The 22051-nt window shown below is 39.4% G+C and carries 19 protein-coding genes; 16 read left to right on the top strand and 3 right to left on the bottom strand.

Going from position 1 to position 22051, the window contains the following annotated elements:
• Positions 1–168: 168 nt before the first annotated feature.
• The 4 genes from glpK to GD597_RS17385 all read left to right on the top strand — a co-directional run bounded on the left by glpK (position 169) and on the right by GD597_RS17385 (position 5782).
• On the top strand, positions 169–1668 hold the full coding sequence (gene glpK, locus GD597_RS17400; RefSeq protein WP_171609180.1) for a glycerol kinase GlpK: 1500 nt from the start codon (positions 169–171) through the stop codon (positions 1666–1668).
• A gap of 192 nt (positions 1669–1860) precedes the next feature.
• Positions 1861–3357 (top strand): glycerol-3-phosphate dehydrogenase/oxidase, encoded by a 1497-nt coding sequence (locus GD597_RS17395; RefSeq protein WP_171609179.1) that lies wholly within the window; start codon positions 1861–1863, stop codon positions 3355–3357.
• A 29-nt stretch (positions 3358–3386) separates the two neighbouring features.
• Positions 3387–4094, top strand: coding sequence for an MIP/aquaporin family protein (locus GD597_RS17390; protein WP_171609178.1), 708 nt, complete (start codon positions 3387–3389; stop codon positions 4092–4094).
• A 593-nt stretch (positions 4095–4687) separates the two neighbouring features.
• Positions 4688–5782: a PAS domain-containing sensor histidine kinase gene (locus GD597_RS17385; protein ID WP_171609177.1), complete on the top strand. Its 1095-nt coding sequence runs from the start codon at positions 4688–4690 to the stop codon at positions 5780–5782.
• Positions 5783–6039: 257 nt separating this feature from the next.
• On the opposite strand, the gene gldB is transcribed toward GD597_RS17385, so the two are convergent.
• Positions 6040–7050 carry a gliding motility lipoprotein GldB gene (gene gldB / locus GD597_RS17380; protein ID WP_171609176.1) on the bottom strand — a complete coding sequence of 337 codons (1011 nt, stop codon included), beginning with the start codon at positions 7048–7050 and terminating at the stop codon, positions 6040–6042.
• Positions 7051–7273: 223 nt separating this feature from the next.
• On the opposite strand from gldB, the gene GD597_RS17375 reads away from it, so the two are divergent.
• From GD597_RS17375 to GD597_RS17335, 9 genes are all read left to right on the top strand, one after another.
• Positions 7274–8011: a ParA family protein gene (locus GD597_RS17375; RefSeq protein ID WP_171609175.1), complete on the top strand. Its 738-nt coding sequence runs from the start codon at positions 7274–7276 to the stop codon at positions 8009–8011.
• A gap of 72 nt (positions 8012–8083) precedes the next feature.
• Positions 8084–8815 carry an esterase family protein gene (locus tag GD597_RS17370; RefSeq protein ID WP_171609174.1) on the top strand — a complete coding sequence of 244 codons (732 nt, stop codon included), beginning with the start codon at positions 8084–8086 and terminating at the stop codon, positions 8813–8815.
• Between the two features lie 54 nt (positions 8816–8869).
• Positions 8870–11320: an AsmA family protein gene (locus GD597_RS17365; protein WP_171609173.1), complete on the top strand. Its 2451-nt coding sequence runs from the start codon at positions 8870–8872 to the stop codon at positions 11318–11320.
• Between the two features lie 300 nt (positions 11321–11620).
• Positions 11621–12634 carry a hypothetical protein gene (locus tag GD597_RS17360; RefSeq protein WP_171609172.1) on the top strand — a complete coding sequence of 338 codons (1014 nt, stop codon included), beginning with the start codon at positions 11621–11623 and terminating at the stop codon, positions 12632–12634.
• Between the two features lie 198 nt (positions 12635–12832).
• Positions 12833–13567 carry a DUF4304 domain-containing protein gene (locus GD597_RS17355; RefSeq protein WP_171609171.1) on the top strand — a complete coding sequence of 245 codons (735 nt, stop codon included), beginning with the start codon at positions 12833–12835 and terminating at the stop codon, positions 13565–13567.
• Positions 13568–13797: 230 nt separating this feature from the next.
• A complete protein-coding gene (locus tag GD597_RS17350; RefSeq protein WP_171609170.1) occupies positions 13798–14511 on the top strand; it encodes an endonuclease/exonuclease/phosphatase family protein in 714 nt (237 codons plus the stop codon).
• 292 nt (positions 14512–14803) lie between these two features.
• Positions 14804–15202, top strand: a complete 399-nt coding sequence (locus tag GD597_RS17345; protein WP_171609169.1) for a VOC family protein — start codon at positions 14804–14806, stop codon at positions 15200–15202.
• A gap of 60 nt (positions 15203–15262) precedes the next feature.
• Complete coding sequence (locus tag GD597_RS17340; RefSeq protein WP_171609168.1) at positions 15263–15766, top strand: SRPBCC family protein; 504 nt, start codon at positions 15263–15265, stop codon at positions 15764–15766.
• A gap of 219 nt (positions 15767–15985) precedes the next feature.
• The gene (locus GD597_RS17335; RefSeq protein WP_171609167.1) at positions 15986–16768 is read left to right on the top strand and encodes an SDR family NAD(P)-dependent oxidoreductase; all 783 of its coding nucleotides are present in this window, start codon (positions 15986–15988) and stop codon (positions 16766–16768) included.
• A gap of 171 nt (positions 16769–16939) precedes the next feature.
• On the opposite strand, the gene GD597_RS17330 is transcribed toward GD597_RS17335, so the two are convergent.
• Positions 16940–17434, bottom strand: a complete 495-nt coding sequence (locus tag GD597_RS17330) for a metallophosphoesterase family protein (protein WP_171609166.1) — start codon at positions 17432–17434, stop codon at positions 16940–16942.
• A 259-nt stretch (positions 17435–17693) separates the two neighbouring features.
• On the opposite strand from GD597_RS17330, the gene GD597_RS17325 reads away from it, so the two are divergent.
• The 3 genes from GD597_RS17325 to GD597_RS17315 all read left to right on the top strand — a co-directional run bounded on the left by GD597_RS17325 (position 17694) and on the right by GD597_RS17315 (position 20520).
• The gene (locus tag GD597_RS17325) at positions 17694–18851 is read left to right on the top strand and encodes a homogentisate 1,2-dioxygenase (RefSeq protein ID WP_171609165.1); all 1158 of its coding nucleotides are present in this window, start codon (positions 17694–17696) and stop codon (positions 18849–18851) included.
• Positions 18852–18999: 148 nt separating this feature from the next.
• Entirely contained in the window at positions 19000–19779 is a 780-nt protein-coding gene (locus tag GD597_RS17320) for an RMD1 family protein (protein WP_171609164.1), read from the top strand.
• Between the two features lie 129 nt (positions 19780–19908).
• On the top strand, positions 19909–20520 hold the full coding sequence (locus tag GD597_RS17315) for a cupin domain-containing protein (RefSeq protein ID WP_171609163.1): 612 nt from the start codon (positions 19909–19911) through the stop codon (positions 20518–20520).
• A gap of 582 nt (positions 20521–21102) precedes the next feature.
• On the opposite strand, the gene GD597_RS17310 is transcribed toward GD597_RS17315, so the two are convergent.
• Positions 21103–22014: a hypothetical protein gene (locus GD597_RS17310; protein ID WP_171609162.1), complete on the bottom strand. Its 912-nt coding sequence runs from the start codon at positions 22012–22014 to the stop codon at positions 21103–21105.
• Between the last annotated feature and the right edge of the window lie 37 nt (positions 22015–22051).

The raw sequence follows: 22051 nt of genomic DNA, 5'->3' as shown, positions 1-22051 counted from the left end.
AATCTCTACAACTGCATCATACTGCATTCTAAATCATTATAAAATTTCAGGATAAAAGCCTACATACAAGTCACAACAAAAATTATTTATTAATAAAGGGCAATAACACAGTGTACATTTTTTTCAGTTCTCAACAAATCACTATATTGAACCACAAACTACTGCCATATGGAAAAATGTATACTTGCCTTCGATCAGGGAACTACCAGTTCCCGCGCCATTGTATTTGATAAAAACGGAACAATACGTGCGGTAGCACAAAAAGAATTTACCCAAATATTTCCTCAACCCGGCTGGGTAGAACATGATGCCAATGAAATTTGGAGTACCCAAATTGGTGTTGCAGCCGAAGTAATTAATATGGCCGGCATACATGTAGAAGATATAGCGGCTATTGGTATTACCAACCAACGCGAAACCACCGTGGTATGGGATAAGCAAACCGGCAATCCCATTTATCATGCTATTGTATGGCAGGATAGAAGAACTGCCACCTATTGCGATCACCTTAAACTTCAAGGCTATCTGCAACCCATACAACGCAAAACAGGCTTAATTATAGATGCCTATTTCTCCGCCACCAAACTAAAATGGATACTGGATAATGTAACAGGTGCCCGTGAAAAAGCCAATAATGGCGAACTGTGTTTTGGTACCATCGATACCTGGTTACTTTGGAAATTAACCAATGGTCAGGTACATGCTACAGATGTAAGCAATGCTTCCCGCACCATGCTGTTTAATATTCACGAATTGGCCTGGGACGAAGAATTGCTTGACCTGATGGAAATACCCGCATCTATACTACCGCAGGTACGCAGCAGCAGCGAAGTATATGGACATACACAAAATATTTTAAGTTCAACCAGTATACCTATTGCAGGTATTGCCGGCGACCAGCAGGCGGCCCTGTTTGGCCAAATGTGCACACAGGCTGGTATGGTTAAAAACACCTATGGTACCGGCTGCTTTATGCTAATGAATACAGGAGAACAACCGGTAACCTCTACCAATAACCTACTTACCACCATTGCCTGGCAAATAAATGGCAAAACATCTTATGCACTGGAAGGCAGTGTATTTATAGCCGGTGCAGTAGTGCAGTGGTTAAGGGATGGGCTAAATATTATCCGTACTTCTGCAGAGGTAGAAGAACTGGCCGCCAAAGTAGATTCAACAGATGGTGTATACCTGGTGCCCGCTTTTGCAGGTTTGGGTGCCCCATATTGGAACCAACATGCCCGAGGTACTATTGTAGGTATTACCCGTGGCACCACCGCTGCCCATTTTGCCCGTGCTGCCTTGGAAAGCATTGCCTATCAAACCATGGATGTGGTAAACGCTATGCAACACGATGCCGGCATAACCGTAAAAGAACTGCGGGTTGATGGCGGCGCTACAGCCAATAATTTTTTAATGCAGTTTCAAAGTGATATACTAAATACAAAAGTAATAAGACCACAGGTTACTGAAACTACCGCCCTGGGCGCAGCCTATCTGGCGGGTTTGGCAGTGGGCTTTTGGAAAAATATGGAAGAAATACAGGAACAATGGCAGGTGGACAGTATTTTCACACCTGTAATTACGGATACTGACAGGGCTGCACTTTCAGCAGATTGGAGGAGGGCCATAAAATCAACTCAGGCATGGGCAGATTATAAGGAGTAATTATACCTCTTGTACACTGTTTACCTTTTAAGACCTTATATATCTGGTTAGCAATTAAAGTTGCTGCAAAAAGAACAGAACGCACAAGAGTGCGACGCAAATGGGTATAATTGTAAATCAGCTGCCAGGTACATAACATTGTATGTAAGAAGAACGGAAATTTAAGCCTTAGTATTTAAAATAGTAAGATACATGAACAGGGAGCATATGCTGCAACAACTGGCAGCAACAGAAGAGTGGGATATTATTATTATTGGCGGCGGTGCAACCGGCCTTGGTGCTGCCGTAGATGCCACCACACGTGGGTATAAAACCCTGTTGATTGAAAAATATGATTTTGCAAAAGGTACCTCCAGCCGCTCTACCAAACTGGTGCATGGCGGTGTACGTTATTTGGCACAGGGCAATATTAAACTGGTAATGGAAGCTTTGCGGGAACGTGGTTATTTACTACAAAATGCGTCGCACCTGGCAGATAAAGCTGCTTTTGTGGTACCAGCTTACAGTTTTTATGATAAATGGTTTTATGGCATTGGCCTTAAAGTGTACGATATACTGGCAGGCAAATTAAGTATTGGCAAAACCAGGATTTTAAATAAAAAACAAACGGTGGCCGCATTGCCCGGTATTAATGCCGCCAAACTTAGCGGCGGCATTTTATATTACGACGGTCAGTTTGACGATACCCGGCTGGCTGTGGAACTGGCAGTAACTGCAGCTGAAAACAGAGCCACCATAATAAATTATTGCAGTGCGACGGCACTGGTTAAAAAAGATAATCGGGTATGTGGAGTAATAGCTGAGGATACGGTAAATAATGTGTCGTACACCTTACAGGCCAAGGCAGTAATAAATGCTACCGGTGTTTTTACCGATGCGATTATGCAAATGGATGAACCAGAGGAAGAAAAAATGGTTGCCCCATCGCAGGGTATACATTTGGTGGTGGATAAACATTTTTTCCCTGGCAATAATGCGATGATGATACCTAAAACCGATGATGGCCGAGTACTGTTTGCTGTGCCCTGGCATAACAAAGTAGTGTTGGGTACCACCGATACCCCGCTGAATGAAATTTCTTTTGAGCCAACGCCGCTGGAAGAAGAAATAGCATTTGTATTGCATCATGCCAACCTGTATTTGGAAAAGGAAATAAACCGGTCTGATGTGCGGAGTATGTTTGCTGGTTTAAGGCCACTGGTACAAAAAAAAGGAGCCAAAACCACCTCCATGCTTAGCCGGGATCATACCATTCTGGTGTCTAAAGCAGGGCTTGTTACAGTAACCGGTGGCAAATGGACCACCTATCGCAAAATGGCGGAAGATGTGGTAAATAATGCCGCTTTTGTGGCCAAACTGCCCAAGCAAAATTGCATTACCAAAACACTGCCTATTGGCAAAGCAAAAAATAAACCCAATTCAGTAACCGGCACTGAATTGTTACAAACCCCCAATACTACCATAACAACTGAAGCAATTACACAATTTGTACTGGAAGAAATGGCAGTAACCTTAGAAGATGTGCTGGCAAGAAGAACAAGGGTTTTGTTTTTAGATGCGCAGGCAGCCATTGAACTGGCACCTATGGTGGCAAATACCATGGCGGCTTTATTGGGCAAAAACGAGGAATGGATTGCTACTCAGGTAGCCGATTTTACCCGTGTGGCCAACCAATATGTACTTTCTTAAAACCTTCATCATAAAAATCTCTAACGATCATGACTCCATTTATCGGCGAACTTGTTGGTACAGCATTACTCATTGTTTTGGGCGATGGTGTGGTAGCCAATGTAATTCTTAGCAAAACCAAGGGGAATAATGGCGGACTAATTTCTATTACCATAGGTTGGTCTATGGCCGTATTTGTAGGGGTATATGCCTCTGCAGCTGCCAGCGGGGCGCATTTAAATCCGGCTGTAACCATTGCACTGGCATATGCAGGTAAGTTTAACTGGCAGGATGTACCCGCCTATTTATTGGCCCAAATGCTGGGTGCTATGCTGGGTGCAGCTATTATGTGGCTGGCTTACAAACAACATTTTGATGAAACAGCTGATGCAGATACCAAACTGGGTGTGTTTTGTACCTCACCCGCCAAACGCGATTTGCTGCACAACTTTTTAACTGAACTTATTGGCACATTTGTATTTATGCTGGCCATTTTGTTTATTACCAAATCAAGCAATAGCCTGGGTGCTTTAGATGCTTTACCGGTTGCATTACTGGTATTGGCTATTGGTTTAAGCTTAGGCGGACCAACAGGCTATGCCATCAATCCGGCACGTGATTTAGGTCCGCGTATTATGCATGCACTATTGCCCATTAAGCAAAAAAGAGACAGCGATTGGGGTTATAGCTGGGTACCCGTTCTAGGCCCCATAGCAGGTGCGGTATTAGCTGCAATTGTGTATCAGGTAGTTAATTAGAAAAAGTAAAAAAAGGTATAAAGCAACTCTTAGGAGTTGCTTTTTTGTTGCAGTATATTGTAGCCAGCCAAAGTAAAAATGGCACCGCCGCTTGCGTCGCACAATTCATCCTTCAGTACAAAGGGTAACTTTTTAATTAGGTTTTATAGCACCTAAACAATAAATCTGAATTTTTGTGCAATAAAACCTATGCAATTTTACTCTCTGGTACAACAAGCCTTCAAAACATGTGGAATATTTGACATATATAAAAAGCAAACCCTACAAGTTTTTTAAAAATTAAGTATTTTAGCCAGCAGCTATATATTCGCCTTAAAAAAAAGTGCATATGAAAACAAGAATCGTTAATTGGCAATTAAATGGGAAAGCCATGAATTACCTGCGCCTACCCTGGATGAATTAGTAGTACATTTGCTGTATTCCATTTTACCAAACAATAACCCGGGTTGAGGTAAATTTCACCTTGTTAAGATTGCATTATTAATGTTATAAGCTGCTTTTGCAACACAGCGCTTATAATTGGATAGGGATTCTTTTATACATATACCCAAAAAACTGGCTGACAAAAACAGAAGCGTGAAATGTGATAAATCATGATTAAACCGGTTACACAGAATAACAATCCAGATAATGCATATGCTTTCGAATTATTTTTCGAAATCTCGTTAGACCTGCTTTGTATTGCCGGTTATGATGGTTATTTTAAAAGAATCAATCCATCGGTTTCTGCTTTGTTAGGCTATACAAACGAAGAATTACTCTCCCACCCCATAGATGATTTTGTTTACCCAGATGACAGAAATGTTACTGCCAAAGCAAGGGAAAAGCTTACCAACAGCAACCCCCTTTTAAATTTTGAAAACCGTTATGTAACCAAAAGTGGTGAGATTGTATGGTTATCCTGGACCTCTTTATCAGTAGAAAGCGATAAACTTATTTTTGCTATTGCCAAAGATATTACGCATAAAAAACAATTAGAGCAGGAGCGGAATGCGCTACTGGCCAATCTTACCAAAAACAATAAAGACTTAAAACAATTAACCTATACCACTTCCCACGACCTAAGATCGCCGGTGAATAATTTACTGGCTATTTTTAGTTTTTTAGACCTATCAAAAATAAGCGACGAAGAAACGCTGCAGTTAATAAAACTGCTGCAATTAGGCAGTGAAGGTTTGCAGCAAACACTTAATAATTATATTGACTCGCTAAGTACCAAAGACGGCCTGAACGAAAAAATTGAACCACTTGATTTGCAGGCAAGTTTGCAAATAGTACAGCAAGGTTTAAGTTCCTTATTACAAAAAGCAAAAGCCACCATTAACAGCAATTTTACTGCCTTACCAGTTGTATCATTTAATAAAGCCTATCTGGAAAGTATTTTTCTAAACTTAATTAGCAATTCCATAAAATATGCCCGGCCAGATTGTTTACCGGTAATTACCATCAGCTCAAGAAAAGTGTTTGGCGTTAGCCAATTGCTGATAACGGATAACGGGCTGGGGTTTGATATGGAAAAAATTAAAGACAAAATATTTGGGCTACACCAAAAATTTCACCACCACATAGATAGCAAGGGCATTGGCCTTTATCTGGTGTACAACCATATTACCAGCTTAGGCGGCCATATTGAGGTAGAAAGCAAAATAAACGAAGGCACTACTTTTATTATTTCATTTAGGGATTAATGGGCCCGGCAACTGATTATCTATTGTGCTTTACTTGCGTCGCACACTTCAGGGTTTGGTTATAATGGCGGCAATAAATACAGGCTGGCTTGGCTGTATATAATCATATATTATAAGTTGCGTTAGGGATTGCAGCGTAAAGCCCGCAGGCACGCCAGTGGCGAGGACTTGCAGCGTAAAGCCCGCAGGCACGCCAGTGGCGAGGACTTGCAGCGTAAAGCCCGGCCCGGTAGGGCAACGCCCAAATAGGTTTACTACTATTTTGGCTTATATTTTGCCTCTTCAAGAATTTGTTTGGCGGGGGTTTGTATTAACTGCTGCAAACTGGTGGCAGGTTTAATTTCCATCCATTTTCTTACCATTTGCCAGCCTGTAAACTGACCAATAAAACCGGGGGAACCGGGGCCCAGCATTTCGGTTTTTGGTGCATCGTTCATATAATCACGTGTTAGCGCAGCATCGGTGGCGTAGAGCAAATTGTTTTGTAAAAAGTAATTCCATATCATGCCTTCATTATCGTAACAACCTTCTAACTGTAATTGGGTATAGCCCGTTTTTAAAGAATCGGGCAATTCGGGCAATAGCTTATCCAGCAAATACAAACGCTTACCCGCTTCAACCATTTGATAAGCCAATGGCATATCGGCATGGGTGGCGGGGTATATATCATCAATAATATTTTTGATACAATTTACGGCAATATAATCCGGCTCAAACCGCCTTGACTGGTAGGCCGGGTATACCTCCTGTATATACTCGTTTTGATACACGGAAAAGTTTTTGCCCAGGTATAATTGCAAGCCTACAGCCAATCCGGTAGAGGTTAACACATTGGCATAGCCTTCTACGGGGCCCACAAATGTTACAATATGGGCAGGAAGTTTATAATCGGGGAAATAGTATTTGGTAAACTGTAAACCCTTTTTAATGCTGGCAGCGGTTTTATCGAATGAGGCAAATTGTTGCTGGGCAGAATCGTATATGGGCATATAATCGTGTACAAACTGCTTTACTTTAACCAGGGCACTATCGGGCTGTGGGGGTACGGCAATAATATTGTACAGAAAATCATTTAGAAAGGTGGGGTATTTTTGCTGCAGTTGTTGTAATGACGATTCCAGGCGATTGGTATCGATGGAGAAAAAATCCTTATCAAAACGTTGTACATCTGTTTGGATGGCAATGGCTGATACATCGGGGATATTTTTATCATTGCCACAGGATAATAATAACAGGCTGCTAACCAGAATGAAAAAGATTGGCTTCATATTGCGAAATAACAGTTTTATGTAATTGATAATTGTTAATAGAAACGAATTTTATAGCTGCATAGTATTGTTGCCGTACAAGAGTGCGACGCAAGTAATGCCACATAATAGCACCATTGCCCGGCCCACAATAGCCGCAACACTTACCTTTGCAGCAGTATTTTAATTGCTGTAAACCTGTATTTTGGGGCTATTTTGGCGTAATTTTAAGTATATTTATTGTATGGTAACTATAGCATTATATAACCTGAAAGGAGGCGTAGGCAAAACTGCATCTGCAGTAAATATTGCTTACCTGGCCGCTGCCAACGGCTTAAAAACACTTGTTTGGGATTTAGACCCTCAAGGCTCATCTTCGTTTTTTATGCATGTTAGTGCCGAAACCAAAAACGAGAGCCGCAAATTGTTTACGGATGAATTATCGGTAAAAGAAGCGGTGCAGGATGCTGCATTTGAGAATTTATGGGTAATTCCATCGGATATGTCGGCACGCAATGCAGACCTTACCCTAGATGGCCTAAAACAAAGTAAGAAAAAATTAAAAAGCCTGCTGGGCGGCCTAAAACAATTTGACCTGGTAATACTGGATTGCCCGCCGGGCATATCGCTATTGCATGACAATGTGTTTAATGCGGCCGACTGGATACTGATGCCCAATATACCTACTACATTATCCATACGATCTTACGAAACTGTAGTGGCCTATTTTGAAGAAAGTGGTTATGATCAAAGCAAGATAAAATGTTTTTTTAGCATGGTAGACCATCGTAAAAACCTGCACAATGAAGTAATGCAGCAGTTTTATAAGGACAAGGTATTTTTTAAAAATTATATTCCTTACCTGAGCGATGTAGAAAAAATGGGCACACACGAACAGCCTGTTTTTGAATATGCCAACAGCAGCTATGCTGCACAATGTTATCGCGACCTTTGGGTAGAAATTAAGAAAACCTGTTTATAATTATCAACTATTATAACAATGGCATGCTACACGCAGCCTTTGTGTTTATTTATTATTTAAAACCTATTTTGAATGCGTAGAGAAATTAGTTCCTGGTACAGTCCGGCTTTAGGAAAAGAAATGCCTGTGGTGGCATATGGCCATTATGGTTTTGCCGTATTATTGGTACCCACTGCAGCGGCAGATTACCTGGAGTATGAGCGTTTTCAACTGATAGATGCGCTGGCACCATTGATAAACTCGGGTAAAATAAGGGTGTTTAGTATTAACAGCATTAATACCGAAAGCTGGCTGAATAACGAAATGGAGCCTGCACATAAAGCCATTCGCCAAAACCAGTTTAATGAGTATGTATTTAACGAGGTAATACCCTATATAAGAAATGCCACCAGCCCAGATACAATGGTATTTACCAGCGGGGCATCATTTGGTGCTTTACATGCCATGAACCTGTTTTTAAAAAGACCGGATATCATTAATGGGGTAATAAGCATGAGTGGCGTTTATGACCTGTCAGAATACACCAAAGGCTTTTGGGATGATCAGGTATATTATAATAGCCCTTACCACTATATACCCAATTTAACCGATCAATGGTACCTGGATAAAATAAAGGCCTCTAACCATATTCATATTTACACCGGCAGTGGCGACTTTGAAGATCCCGAAGCCAACAAAAGATTCTCTCAGGTGTTATGGGACAAAGGCATATGGCACGAGCTAAGTGTTTGGGGCCCGGATGTTAAACACGATTGGCCTACATGGCGGGCCATGTTACCTATGATTCTTGATACGAAGTTTTAAATATTAAGTCCCCGCAAAACCAGCGGGGATTTTAACTTTCCTAAAAAACACCAATTGAATACCTATTTAATCAAAACATTGAAAATAGCCGGATGGGTAGTGGGTGTTATTATTACACTCTATCTTTCTATAGCCCTGTATATTCAACTAAACCGGGAAACCATTACCAAAAAAATGGAAGCGGCTATTGATAACCTTATCAATGGCAAGGTAAATATAGATGCGATTGATATTTCTATGCTAACCACCTTCCCCAACGTTTCGCTTAACTTATACGGCATTACCATTAGCGATACACTGCACCATCAGCCGGTAGTAAAAGCAGGTACTGCTGCGATAAGGGTGAATGTGTTACAGCTATTTAATGCCTCGCCTGAAATTGCAAAACTTGTTATAGCTGATGCCAGTATACATATTGCTACAGATTCCAGTGGCTATAACAACGCCAATGTGTTTAATAAAAAAGACACCTCCCGTAAAGCCCCTGGCAAACAAGTGATCATAAAAAAAGTAGAATGCCGCAATTTGGATATTGCTATTGCTGATGCCATTAAAAACAAATTATTTGCTTTTAATTTCATTACCCTAAAAGCAGGCATACAACAAAGAGATTCAATATTTGACATTGTACTTACTGAAGAGTGTTTGGTAAAAGGCCTGGGCTTTAACCTGGCCAAGGGCAGCTATCTGCTAAACCAAACATTAACTGCCAGCAACTGGCATATTGCGCTTAATACGACAACCGGCGATATCAGTTTTAATTCCACCCCTCTGTATATCAATAAACAAAGATTTAATGTAGCGGGTGCTTTTCATTTCAAGGATGTGCCCAGTTTTAGAATAGGGATAAACAGCACCAAAGTACCTTATGCTTTAGCCAGACATATACTTACCCAAAAGCAGGAGAAAAAGCTTAGCAATATAGATATTCACCAACCCATGGATAGTTTGGTGGTAACCATTAGTGGCCCCATGGCATATCATACTGAGCCACGTGTAAATGCGCGGTGGGTAGTAAAAAACAGTACGGTAACCACACCGGTAGTGGCCTTTAATAGTTGTAGCTTCTACGGGGTGTTTAACAATCAGGTATTACGCGGCATATCCCCTTGCGATGCCAATAGCAAAATACTCATAGAACAGCTGGATGCCAGTTGGGGCAATATTCCCGTACATGCCGATACCCTGCAGGTAACCGATTTAAAAACGCCCATGCTCTCATTCGACTTTAGAAGCAAATGCACATTTAAGCAGCTGGACGAGCAATTGGCCCTAAGCAGCATCACGTTAAAAGATGGTAATGCCTCCCTTAATTTACAATACAAAGGTCCCTTAATACCTGATGCTACTCTGTTATCAAAGGTCACCGCCTTTATTGCATTTACCAATGGCACCCTGGTATACGAGCCCAGGCATATCAACTTTACCAATTGTAATGGAAGCATTGCCATATCGGCCAATAGTATCACTGCCGAAAAAATCAGTTGCGATGTATTAAAAAATCATTTTGATATTACCATAACCGGCAACGAGTTTAACCGCGTGGCCCTGCAGGATTCTGGCAAAAGCTATATTACTTGTAATGTATTTACACCCCGGCTAAACATAAACGATTTTACGCAGGCCCTTACTACCAAAAAAGCCACTACTACCCGCAAAGGCATTGGTAAACTGGCCGCCACAGCATTGGCTATAGATAACCTCTTAGAAAAAGGCGATATGCAGCTAAATCTAAACGCCACCGAAGCCCAATTAGAAAAATTTACGGCACAAAACGTAGAAGCCAAACTGCTGTTTCAGCAAGATGATTGGGAAGTGCAAAAAGCCTCATTATCTCATGCTGGAGGCAGTGTATTGGTAACAGGCAAAATACACCAGGTAAACTCCAATTACCACCAGGTAAATGCGCAGTTAAACCTTACCAATGTAGATGTTAGAAATGTGTTTTATGCCTTTAATAATTTTGGGCAAACGGGCATTACCTATAAAAACCTAAAAGGTAAAATGAACACCAAAGCCAGCTTAACCATGGGGCTAAACAACAAAGGCAAAATAGTACCCAAATCTATGCGAGGTGTGGTAGATTTTAATATAAAGCAAGGGGCCCTTATCAATTACCAGCCGGTAATAGATATTCAAAAACAATTCTTTAAAAAACGTGATTTCTCCACCGTTTCATTTGCCGATTTAAAAGACCGGCTTATCATCAATGGCGATAATATTACTATCAATAAAATGGAAATCAATTCTACTGCCCTCACCATGTATGTAGAAGGTAATTATAGTTTTAAAGACAGTACCGATATCAGTATTCAAATACCGCTTAGTAATATGGCCCGTCAGGAGGCTGATGAAGTAATTGTAAATCAGGGCACCGATGCCAAAGTTGGCCCAAGCATTTTTTTACGTGCCAAAAATGGCATTAATGGCAAGGTAAAAGTGGGACTAGATGTATTTAAAATGTTCCGCAAAAAAAAGAGTAAAGCCGCCGTCCCGCCGCGTTAAATGTATGTGCCTGGCAGCAGACAATATATGAAGCTTTACTTGCGTCGCACTCTTGGGCGGTTGGATACTTTATGGGGCATTTCTGAGTGGTTGCATGTACAAGAACTATTTCATGGGGGCAGGCAACAGGCCAAATAAAAGCTGGCTATATTACATTTTTTTATACATTAGATTACTGCTTTAAACAATACAAAATGTATAATAATGGTTTGTTTATAATCAACACCTTTCATTAATATAATCAATAGTTTAATAGCGTAAAACCTTAAGTTAGCTGTAATTTTTTAGACAGAACACACCTTGAAAAAGAGAAAAAAAACAAGACCTAAGATAAGCAAGCCTCAAACTTCAAAATCCGAAGTTTCAATTTTCACAATTGTATTTTTTCTTTTAAGCTTATTATTGACATATGTTATAGTTCTAAAAGGACTGGAATACAACAAACGCCTTTTCACTTGGAGTTTCATTGCTTTATTTTTAGGACTATTGCTTGAAAGCTATTTCATATTTAGAAACCTCAATAGCATTTTAAAGTGCTTTACAATATCTTTTTTTGTTAGTTTATTTACTTTCTTGCCGGAAAAAAGAGAGCGAATTTATAACTTTCAAAATCATATTGAATTATGGCCATATTTTTTCTTAATCTCGTTTATTATTGGAATTATTATTCTCAAACAAAAAGAAATTACAAGTAGACAAACAGAAGGAACAACATTATTACAATCAATAGCTCTTCTCTATTGGCTCGTTGACTACAAGATTTTTGACAACATAGATTTTCCTAAGGTTTTATTCCTTGTTATAGCAATTGGTGCAATTTTATTTTCTTTAATTAACGCCTTGACAAAAATAAACTTAGGCAAATCAAATAGACTTTTTTTAAGCATTTGGAGCAGTTTTGTTCTAATGTGCTTTGCAGTAGACAATATTATTAGAGTTTTTAGCAATGGAGACATTGACCAACAAAACAGCTTGATGACAAGCATTGAAGTTGCAATTCAATACTTTTTTGTTGGCATCTCTTCTGTATATGTTGTACAAAACATTTATATGCTCTTAGCTTTCCTTCCTGAAAAAAATACAAAATATAAACAGACACTTTACAATGCAAAAAAAATGCACCTTGACAGATATTCTAATTTGCAAGTTTCAACCAGACACACTCTGTTGTGTATCTGTTATTGTGCTATATTATTCGTTTTAAACAGTATTTACAATTTTATACCTCGACATACGATGATTTGGGTTGTAATAGTGACATTTCCAATTTTACTTCAAATAGTAAAATGGGCAAGACAGAAAAACAACAGCTAAAATAGCATTGGCAATATGGCGGGGCGACGAAAACATTCCCAGCATTTGTTCTCTAATCTGCTTCGGTTTCAGCAGACGAATAAAGCTGAGCAACGGAATAAACAATGAGCTTTTGTATCTTTAATCAGCAGCACCGGGCGGACAGAACAAAGAATACCGCCACATCGCCTATGCTTCAACATTGTATGCAACCCCATTATGACACACAAAACAAGTGACACATTACAGGACTTTGACCCCAAAAAATATTTTACAAAGGCAAGGCGACAATACATAGATGAGCCATTAAAAGCATTGGGGTTTAAGCAATACAAATCATCGGTTGTTGCCAGAATAACTTCAGGCAATATTTTTCAATTTCTTGACTTTCAAAAGTCAGCCTACGGTGGACAAAACTTTACGGTTAATGTAGCAATTAGACCGTTATTCTCACGTAACGATGAGTATCTTACATTACTACCAGGTAATAGACTTGGTTTAATGGCTACTAAATCAAAAAGTGACAAATGGTGGAACTACACAACTGAACTTGAAGGAAACGAAAACTTTGCAGATTTATTTGATAAAATCAGCAAATACGCAATACCCTTTTTCGAATTGACACAAAACAGTAAAGACATAATTGCCGCTTACGAAAAAAACTTTCTTGGTATTAATAAATTTGGCGACCGTGTAGCATGGGGAACTGTTGGTTGGGAAGATTTTGACCTGGGGCATATATATCTTCATGCCGGACAAATCAAGAAAGCTTTTAAACATTTTAATGCTTGTTATAAAGAGTTTATTCGAGACGACAGAGATTGGGCTCAGGAAGCCGCCAAAAAATGTTTAGAGATACAGAACATTATTGAGTTAGGAAAATTACAAATAGACGATTACCTTGCTGACACCATCAACTACAGCAAGGAAAAATTGAAACTTACTGACTGGTGAGGGGCATGCCTTCAACAAAAGATTTGCCGCAAAGCCGGCGAACGGTATAACAATCATCAGGTTTATTTCTATCAGGAAAAATCGGTCTTGAATGAATACTATTTCACTTTTAGTTATTTACTCCAATTTCAGTTTTTAAATCGGCTTTAGTTGCCGGCATACACAGCACAATTCCAGCTCTGCAGCAAGCTTAAAACATTGCATGTCAACCTAAAACAACATTCTAATAAATGAGAATAATAACCTGGAACTGTAATATGGCTTTCAGAAAAAAGGCTGACTTTATTCTGACATACAAGCCAGACATTTTAATTGTTCCAGAGTGTGAGCATCCTGACAAATTATTATTCCCAATTGATACACCAAAACCAGCAGACATTTTATGGTTTGGTAAAAATAAAAACAAAGGACTTGCCATATTTTCTTACAGTAATTTTCGTTTTACAGTGCTTGAAAATCACAACCAAGACTTACAAATGATTATCCCAATTGCTGTAACAAACGGTCAATTCGAATTTAATTTATTTGCAATTTGGGCAAACAATCCAACAGACAGAGATGGACAATATATTGAACAAGTTTGGAAAGCCATCCATCATTACCAAAACTTGCTTACAGACACAAAAACAATTCTTATTGGTGACTTTAACAGCAACACAATTTGGGACAGAAAACATAGAGAAAGTAATCACTCAAATGTTGTGAAACTTTTAGAAGACAAGGGAATTTTCAGCACATATCATTTACATCATAAGCAGATACAAGGAACAGAAGAACACCCTACGCTATATATGTATAGACACAAAGACAAACCTTATCATATTGACTACTGCTTTGCTTCAAAAGACTTGTTGAAAAGGGTAAGTTCAGTTGAAATTGGCAACTTTGATGAATGGATAAAATATAGTGACCACGTTCCTATTGTTGTTACGTTTGACAACTAATATGGTCCAGGGCGAATGTGTAGCCAAGTAAGCAATGGTGATTTCGCCTCCTGTTTCTCGCAGCACGCCAGGTGAATCTTTTAGATTTTATTTATTACTACCTAAAACAGCACTTTCTCTTCTATAAAAGCTGCATAGCATTATCCACCATACAAGAGTGCGACGCAAGTAAAGTCTCATTGTTGTACTTTAGCCTGGCCCATACAAAAGGATAATTTAATTGCTACCAACAGAAAAAATATTACGCACAGATAAACATGTTGCATACCTTAGAACTGTACAAACCACCTTTATGACAACAAATAACAACACCACACATTTTGCACCCGAACTGCATATTCCCAATGGCACACATAGTATTGATTTTTATTTGCAATTTGGCGCCACAGAACATTTTTGCTTTCGTAACGATGATGGCAGCATTCATGTGGCAGAATTGGAAATAAACGGTGCTATTTTTCATGTACATGAAACCATGCGCTGGATGGATGCACTGGAACCCATTAGCGCAAAAGGTGTTACCACTGTGATTGGCTTGTTTGTATCCGATGTAGCAGAGGTAATGCGCAAAGGTATACAGGCAGGCGCCATTGAAATACAACCCGTAACAGACCACGATTATGGCTACAGGCAGGGCATGTTTAAAGACCCGTTTGGCCATTATTGGCAAATACAAAAAAAGTTAGGGTAATGGTATTTAAAACACAGCCCTAAATAGCAGAACAATTTTAAAATAACCCTGCTACCTAAAATGAAAACAAAAGTAAAAATATCCACCACTTATCATTGCTCGCTGGAACGTGCATTTAAAACACCCATATTGTGCGATGTATCAAAAATACATACGGGTTATGGCATTATGCCCAAAGTAACCCATTGCACCGAAGATGAAAACTGGGGACAGGTTGGATCAGGCAAAAAAGTGTTTGCGGCAAAATCATTAACACAAAAAGGTGGTTTTGCATCTGTTGATACTGTGCTGGAAAGAGTAGAAAATAAATACTGGAAATTTGAAGTAAGTGAATTTCAGGCATGGATGCTGGGTTTTACCAGGTTTACAGGAGAATGGCAAACCACCCCTATTGACACCAATGCCGTTTTGGTAGAATACAGCTATACCTTACATTTTAATATTGTATTGCTTTACCCAATTAACTGGCTGTTTGCTAATACCTTTTGGAAAACCTATATGAAGCGGGTGTTGGAAAATGTTAGGCAACTGGCGTATAATAATGAACCTTACCTATATGACTAAAGATAACTATCGCCCATTTATGTACAGTACTCAATTTTTTGGTTTTAATCATCTAATGAGCTTTACAATCAAATGATTTTGCAATTATCTAGTGTATAGTAGGCACACAAAATATTGTTTAAATTGCTGCAATCCTGAAAATGGGTAACCTTCATTAGGATTAGCTGAGGTTTTTAGCAAAACGTACAAGCTGAATACAACCATATTAAACTAAAAAAAATGAAAAATACTGCATTAATAACCGGTGCTTCTAATGGAATTGGACTGGAACTGGCCACGATATTTGCCTCGATGGGGGTAAACCTGGTGCTGGTAGCAAGAAATGGGGCAAGACTAAATGAATTAAAAGCATCACTGGAAAATAAATTCCATGTACAGATATATGTGATTGCAAAAGATCTTTCTATTGCTAATGCTGCACACGCAGTTTATGAGGAAACAAAGCAAAACAAAATAGAGATTGACTACCTGATTAACAATGCTGGTTTTGGTGATTTTGGGATGTTTGCTGAAACAAGCTGGGAGAAAGAATTACAAATGATTGATTTAAATATTATCAGCCTAACACAATTTACCAAACTATATCTGCAGGATATGCTGCAGCGCAACAATGGCAAGATTATGAATGTGGCTTCTACCGCTGCCTTTCAGCCTGGGCCTACCATGGCGGTGTATTGTGCTACCAAGGCCTATGTGTTAAGTTTTACAGAAGCGGTTAGTAATGAAGTTGCTGACAAAGGCATCACTGTTACGGCTTTATGCCCTGGTGCAACTGAAAGTGGATTTCAGGCAGCGGCTGCAATGGAAGAAAGTAAGCTGGTGAAGGGTAGAGAAATTCCCGGCGCTAAAGAGGTGGCGATTTATGGTTATGAAGCGATGATGAAAGGAAAAACTGTTGCCATTCATGGCACAATGAATTATATAATGGCTAATTCTATCAGGTTTATTCCAAGGGCAATAGTGCTAAAAGTTTCGAGAAATATTTTAGGGAAGTCTAAATAATTTTTTACTGATGATTACAGATAGGGACGTACAAGTGTGCGACGCAAGTACAGCTGATAGTAAATGAGATGCAGGGCTCATAATACTTTCTTCTTTGCACCTGTCTTTAGCAAACTTTCTTTACATACACTTCCACATGCCTTGCTTACACATCAAGTTGTAGGTTTAGCATTACCGGGCTCCCAATTCTATAACTTCACAATCCCGCATATCTTCTCCATCAATGGTAAAGCGAATAAGGGTGCGCACTTTATGCCAGCCTTGTTTACCTGCTGCACCGGGGTTCATATGCAGGCATTGCAAAGATGCATCGAACATCACTTTTAAAATATGTGAATGTCCGCTGATAAAAAGTTTAGATTGATTTTGCATGATAAGGTTTTTTACACCGGGAGCATAGCGTTGCGGATAACCGCCAATATGTTTCATAAACACGTTTATCCCCTCGCAGGTAAAAAATAAATTCTCAGGGAATAAGCTTCTTATATCAGCGCCATCAATATTACCATACACCCCACGCAAGGGCTTAAATGCCTGCAGGGCATCTGCAATTTGAGCCGTGCCAAAATCGCCGGCATGCCAAATTTCATCGCAGTTATCAAAGTGTTTAAATACTGCGGGATCGAGATAATGATGCGTGTCTGCAATAAGGCCAATACGTGTCATGCCATGATTAATTTGTACATTAGTGGTAGAAAGCTTGCAACTTATGCCATTTAACAGAAACTTTACCTACTGGATAGATAAACGCAGCTGGAAATATATTTTTCTGCTGTGTATGCTTGCCCTTTCGCGGCTATAATACCTGCCTGCTTTTGCCGCGCAGCATTACCAACCGTACAAGAGTGCGACGCAAGTACAGCCGCTATATATACAATGCCGGGCAAACTATATTGCCCTTTATTAAATTCAAAATTATTTAACGATGCCGCATTATTATACATTGGGTACCATACCCCATAAACGCCATACACAGTTTCGCCGGCCGGATGGCAGTTTATATGCCGAACAATTATTTTCTACCGAAGGATTTAGCAGTGATTATTCTTTATTGTATCACCACCATCCACCTACAGTTATTATACATACCGAAGCACCTTACGATGTAAGCCCGCAAATAGCCGAGGACAAAATGTTAAAGCATCGCTGCTTTGAAGGTTTTGCCATTACACCATCAGATGATTTTTTAAAAAGCCGCAACCCTATTCTGGTGAATAATGATTGCCATATTTCGCTGGCCGCCCCGCAGCAAAGTATGCAGGATTATTTTTATAAAAACGCTGATGCTGATGAAATGATTTTTGTGCATGAAGGCAGTGGCACACTGCATACCCAATATGGGCGCATTACCTTTTCTTATGGCGATTATCTTATTATTCCACGGGGCAGTATTTACCAGATTGAATTTACCAATGCACATAACCGCTTGCTGATATTGGAAAGTTTTAGCCCTATACGATACCCAAAAAGATATATGAGCAAAGAAGGGCAGTTACTGGAACATGCACCTTTTTGTGAACGGGATATCAGGGGGCCGGAACAACTTAACCCAATTGACAAAGCAGGAGACTTTTTGATTAAAACAAAAAAACGCGGACAAATGTACCATATGCATTATGGTTGGCATCCGTTTGATGTAGTAGGCTGGGATGGCTGTTGTTACCCTTATGCTTTTAGTATACACGATTTTGAACCTATTACCGGCAGGGTACACCAGCCTCCACCGGTACACCAAACTTTTGAGGCACATAATTTTGTAGTATGCAGTTTTGTGCCAAGGTTATACGATTATCATCCGCAAAGTATACCTGCGCCTTATAATCATAGTAATATTGACAGTGATGAATTGCTGTATTATGTAGACGGCGATTTTATGAGCCGCAAACATGTAACCCGCGGTATGCTAACGCTGCACCCGGGTGGTATACCGCATGGACCGCACCCCGGCACAGTAGAAAAAAGTATTGGTGCCAAAGAAACAAAAGAACTGGCCGTTATGATTGATACTTTTCACCCGTTGCAATTAACTACTACTGCCCTGGCAATTGAAAATAAAGATTATACCATGAGTTGGGCTGAGTAGCCAAACTGCCTTTAGATACCCACAGGCTGCCATGCAATGCATGGCAGTTGTATTTTACCCATGTTATACCTGCATTAAAAAACATTGACCCGTTTTAATGTATTAACTTTAATATACAAGGTATACTTACAACAAAATTTTGTGTTATATGCTAAAAGTGCTGGCTTTTCAAATTGCGGATGGGATTGATATTAAAGCCTTTAAAACGGTGTTTACCGCCGAAATATATTATGCCGATTCTGAAGAACTGTTTTACAATACTGGTACAGAAAAATTGATTTATGTTTTTAAATATGGCATTGTTTGCTTTTTGAATTATAGCGAAGTAGAGATGACGGCTTTTATACAGGTTATTTCGCCCTATTGTAAAACATTGCTTGGTGAAAAGCTAAGTGAAGAATTTGATATTGAAACCAATGCCCCAAAGAATAAACTGGGCTATAATAAAATTGAAATTACCACTGCGGATATTGAAGTACTGCGGTTGATTATGCTAAATGTGTCGCAAAGTGTGGCATTAGACCATTTTAACCATCAAACCAATATTTTGCTGGAGGAAACCAATTACCATACACAAATACTGGAAAAGAAAGGCAAGCTTGACCTGAGTGGTATTAACCTGAAAAAGTATATTGGCAGAACCCTGAATATTAAAAACCGGATTGCCGAAAACCTGTACATATTTGATTCGCCTGAAGAAACCTGGGAAGATGAAAACCTGAATAAACTTGATATTGGCCTAAAGAAAACATTCGATTTGCAGGCCCGTTTCAGAACCATACAGGAGGGACTGCAAATTGTAAAAGAAAACCTGGAACTGTTTAAAGACCTGTTGCAATATCGTAATAGTGTGGTGCTGGAGTGGATTATTATTATACTCATTTTGGTAGAAGTAGTGAATTTACTGATAGAAAAGTTGTTTCAATAAACACAATGCCTGTTGCTATATGTTACTAAAAGTACAAGCCTGCGACGCAAGAATGCTTAATGCCTATTGTATGGCCAGGTTCAACCACCACTTAGTATAAATAATAAATTATCTTCGCCTTCAGGTACCATGACAGATATTGAGCATTACATACAATCGGGCATGCTTGAAGAATATGTGCTGGGCTTATTGCCCCCCACAGAAATGGCAGCATTGGAAGCTGCCGCAGCAGCCCAGCCACCACTACGTGCAGCTATAGACGAGGTTGCCGCCCAATTCGAAAACTTTGCCAAAGCAAATGAGGTGCAACCCAACCCAACGGTTAAACCATTTTTAATGGCCACCATAGATTATATGAAACGCATGGCGCATGGCGAAGCCCCTTCTTTTCCACCCTTGCTTTCCGAAACATCGGAAATAAATGATTTTGCCGGGTGGTTGAAGCGTGCAGATATGCAGGCCCCTGCTACTGACGAAGATCTGTTTGCCCGTATTATTGGCCATAACGCCAGTGTATTAACCGCTATTGTTTGGATAAAAACCATGGCCCCGCAAGAGGTACATGATGACACTTACGAAAAATTTCTGGTGGTAGAAGGCAGTTGTACCATAGCCATTGGCCAGTTAACACACCACTTAGAGCCGGGAGATTTTTTATCCATTCCCTTACATCTGCCTCATGTGGTAACAGTTACCTCAGCCTGTGCCTGCAAAGTAATTTTGCAAAGGGTAGCTGCCTGATAAGTATTTTTTTTTGAGCCCATCTTAAGCGCTTTATTGTGGCATCCGTTGCGTCGCACTCTTGTACGCCATCACATGTATGAGCAAAAGCAAACCCGATTAATTCACATTGTACACGCTTGTGCGCAAATCCTCAATTAGAGGTAGATTACAATTGTACAGGCATTTTCCGTTACAGCGGGTAATTGGTAATAAAGAGATAAATAGACATTTCTGCTTTGGGTGCATGCCTTTAGCATGGTAGAGGTATAAAAGCTAAAAGCCATCAAAATTGATGGCTTTTAGCTTTTAGCTCCCGAAGCTGGACTTGAACCAGCGACCCTCTGATTAACAGAAGGCCTAGCCCTTCTGGGGTAAAACCCCTGTCTCCTGCTCAATTCACCCTGTTATTTGTCTTGATTATACCCCGAAACACACGCCACCATTGGGTTGTACAAAAATCCTTTAGCCTGTAAAATTAGTGGACTATTCGGTTCGACCCAGCTAAATGGTCTTTCCTGGTCCAATCCATTTTGAGATTATTTGCAGTATTTACATTGGTTTGATTGCGGGTTCTATTGCGATGTTTATATCATGTAATTATCAAAATTTAGACTGATGTTCTAAAACACAATCTTGAAATATTTTCCTTAATTGACTACTTTCAGAAATTAAAGAAGCAATAAGAGGTGACCCTTTTCTTGTTTCTTTTATAAATTCTTCAATTAGCATACTTGGGGGAATAGTTAAATTTGTTGAAGTTGAATTTCTTTTTATAAAATCCTTAAATTCGTTTACAATAGGACTATTATAATCCTGATATTCTTTTTGTTTGGAATCAAAACTTGAAACAGTTTTTGTTTCTAATCTACTCATTAAACTTTTTATCAGGGCAACATTTCTAATTTCATATTCTTGAAACTTCTTTTCAAAGAATGTTAATAAGCCAGCTTCTTCTTCATTTATTGTTTTTGCTTTTATTTTCGCAAAGTTTTTCAAAAAAGGTGAATAGTCTTTTTTCCTAGATTCATCACGGGTAGAACATATGGCGCCCTTTAACTTATCCCTGAACTCGTTAATTTCGTGAAAGTGAAGACCAGAAGGGTATGATATGTGTTTCACAGGTGAAATATCGAATGAATAGGGGGTTTTGCCGTCTTCGTCTTTTATAATAACCACCGGTTTATCGAAAGCTAATCTGAGACCAAGTTCAAACATAACGTTTGGATTTCTTGAGCTTACGTCACATACAATAATTGGATTGTCGGCTATATTTGAGACAATATTTGTATGTATAATTTTTATGTCATCGGAATCGCTTACCATCTTTGGAATAAAACCTGCCTCGTCTATTACTGCTTCAACAATTTTTTTAACAGAAATCCAGTGACCTGGTTCATATCCTGGTGAATCTGCAATTGGCATAATGATTCCACATGTTTCCTTGCCTTCCTGAATTGTCTCGGTATTTGACTTTATTTCTGCCTTCGGCTTGCCGTTGGTATGTTCCATCATATAGGGTTTTGTGTATCTAAGATAATCAATCTTGCAA

This window comes from Limnovirga soli (genome assembly GCF_013106755.1).
Lineage (GTDB): Bacteria > Bacteroidota > Bacteroidia > Chitinophagales > Chitinophagaceae > Limnovirga > Limnovirga soli.
Note: the sequence above shows the minus strand (reverse complement) of the source record. Positions and strands in the feature narration are given on the sequence as shown.

What these genes read in the sequence shown, in the direction of transcription:
- GD597_RS17395 (WP_171609179.1), top strand. Translation starts at nt 1,861, where the DNA reads ATGAACAGGGAGCATATGCTGCAACAACTGGCAGCAACAGAAGAGTGG.
- gldB (WP_171609176.1), bottom strand. Translation starts at nt 7,050, where the DNA reads ATGAAGCCAATCTTTTTCATTCTGGTTAGCAGCCTGTTATTATTATCC.
- GD597_RS17370 (WP_171609174.1), top strand. Translation starts at nt 8,084, where the DNA reads ATGCGTAGAGAAATTAGTTCCTGGTACAGTCCGGCTTTAGGAAAAGAA.
- GD597_RS17320 (WP_171609164.1), top strand. Translation starts at nt 19,000, where the DNA reads ATGCTAAAAGTGCTGGCTTTTCAAATTGCGGATGGGATTGATATTAAA.
- GD597_RS17310 (WP_171609162.1), bottom strand. Translation starts at nt 22,014, where the DNA reads ATGATGGAACATACCAACGGCAAGCCGAAGGCAGAAATAAAGTCAAAT.
- GD597_RS17375 (WP_171609175.1), top strand. Translation starts at nt 7,274, where the DNA reads ATGGTAACTATAGCATTATATAACCTGAAAGGAGGCGTAGGCAAAACT.
- GD597_RS17385 (WP_171609177.1), top strand. Translation starts at nt 4,688, where the DNA reads ATGATTAAACCGGTTACACAGAATAACAATCCAGATAATGCATATGCT.
- GD597_RS17390 (WP_171609178.1), top strand. Translation starts at nt 3,387, where the DNA reads ATGACTCCATTTATCGGCGAACTTGTTGGTACAGCATTACTCATTGTT.
- GD597_RS17315 (WP_171609163.1), top strand. Translation starts at nt 19,909, where the DNA reads ATGACAGATATTGAGCATTACATACAATCGGGCATGCTTGAAGAATAT.
- GD597_RS17355 (WP_171609171.1), top strand. Translation starts at nt 12,833, where the DNA reads ATGACACACAAAACAAGTGACACATTACAGGACTTTGACCCCAAAAAA.
- GD597_RS17330 (WP_171609166.1), bottom strand. Translation starts at nt 17,434, where the DNA reads ATGACACGTATTGGCCTTATTGCAGACACGCATCATTATCTCGATCCC.
- glpK (WP_171609180.1), top strand. Translation starts at nt 169, where the DNA reads ATGGAAAAATGTATACTTGCCTTCGATCAGGGAACTACCAGTTCCCGC.
- GD597_RS17325 (WP_171609165.1), top strand. Translation starts at nt 17,694, where the DNA reads ATGCCGCATTATTATACATTGGGTACCATACCCCATAAACGCCATACA.
- GD597_RS17340 (WP_171609168.1), top strand. Translation starts at nt 15,263, where the DNA reads ATGAAAACAAAAGTAAAAATATCCACCACTTATCATTGCTCGCTGGAA.
- GD597_RS17345 (WP_171609169.1), top strand. Translation starts at nt 14,804, where the DNA reads ATGACAACAAATAACAACACCACACATTTTGCACCCGAACTGCATATT.
- GD597_RS17350 (WP_171609170.1), top strand. Translation starts at nt 13,798, where the DNA reads ATGAGAATAATAACCTGGAACTGTAATATGGCTTTCAGAAAAAAGGCT.
- GD597_RS17335 (WP_171609167.1), top strand. Translation starts at nt 15,986, where the DNA reads ATGAAAAATACTGCATTAATAACCGGTGCTTCTAATGGAATTGGACTG.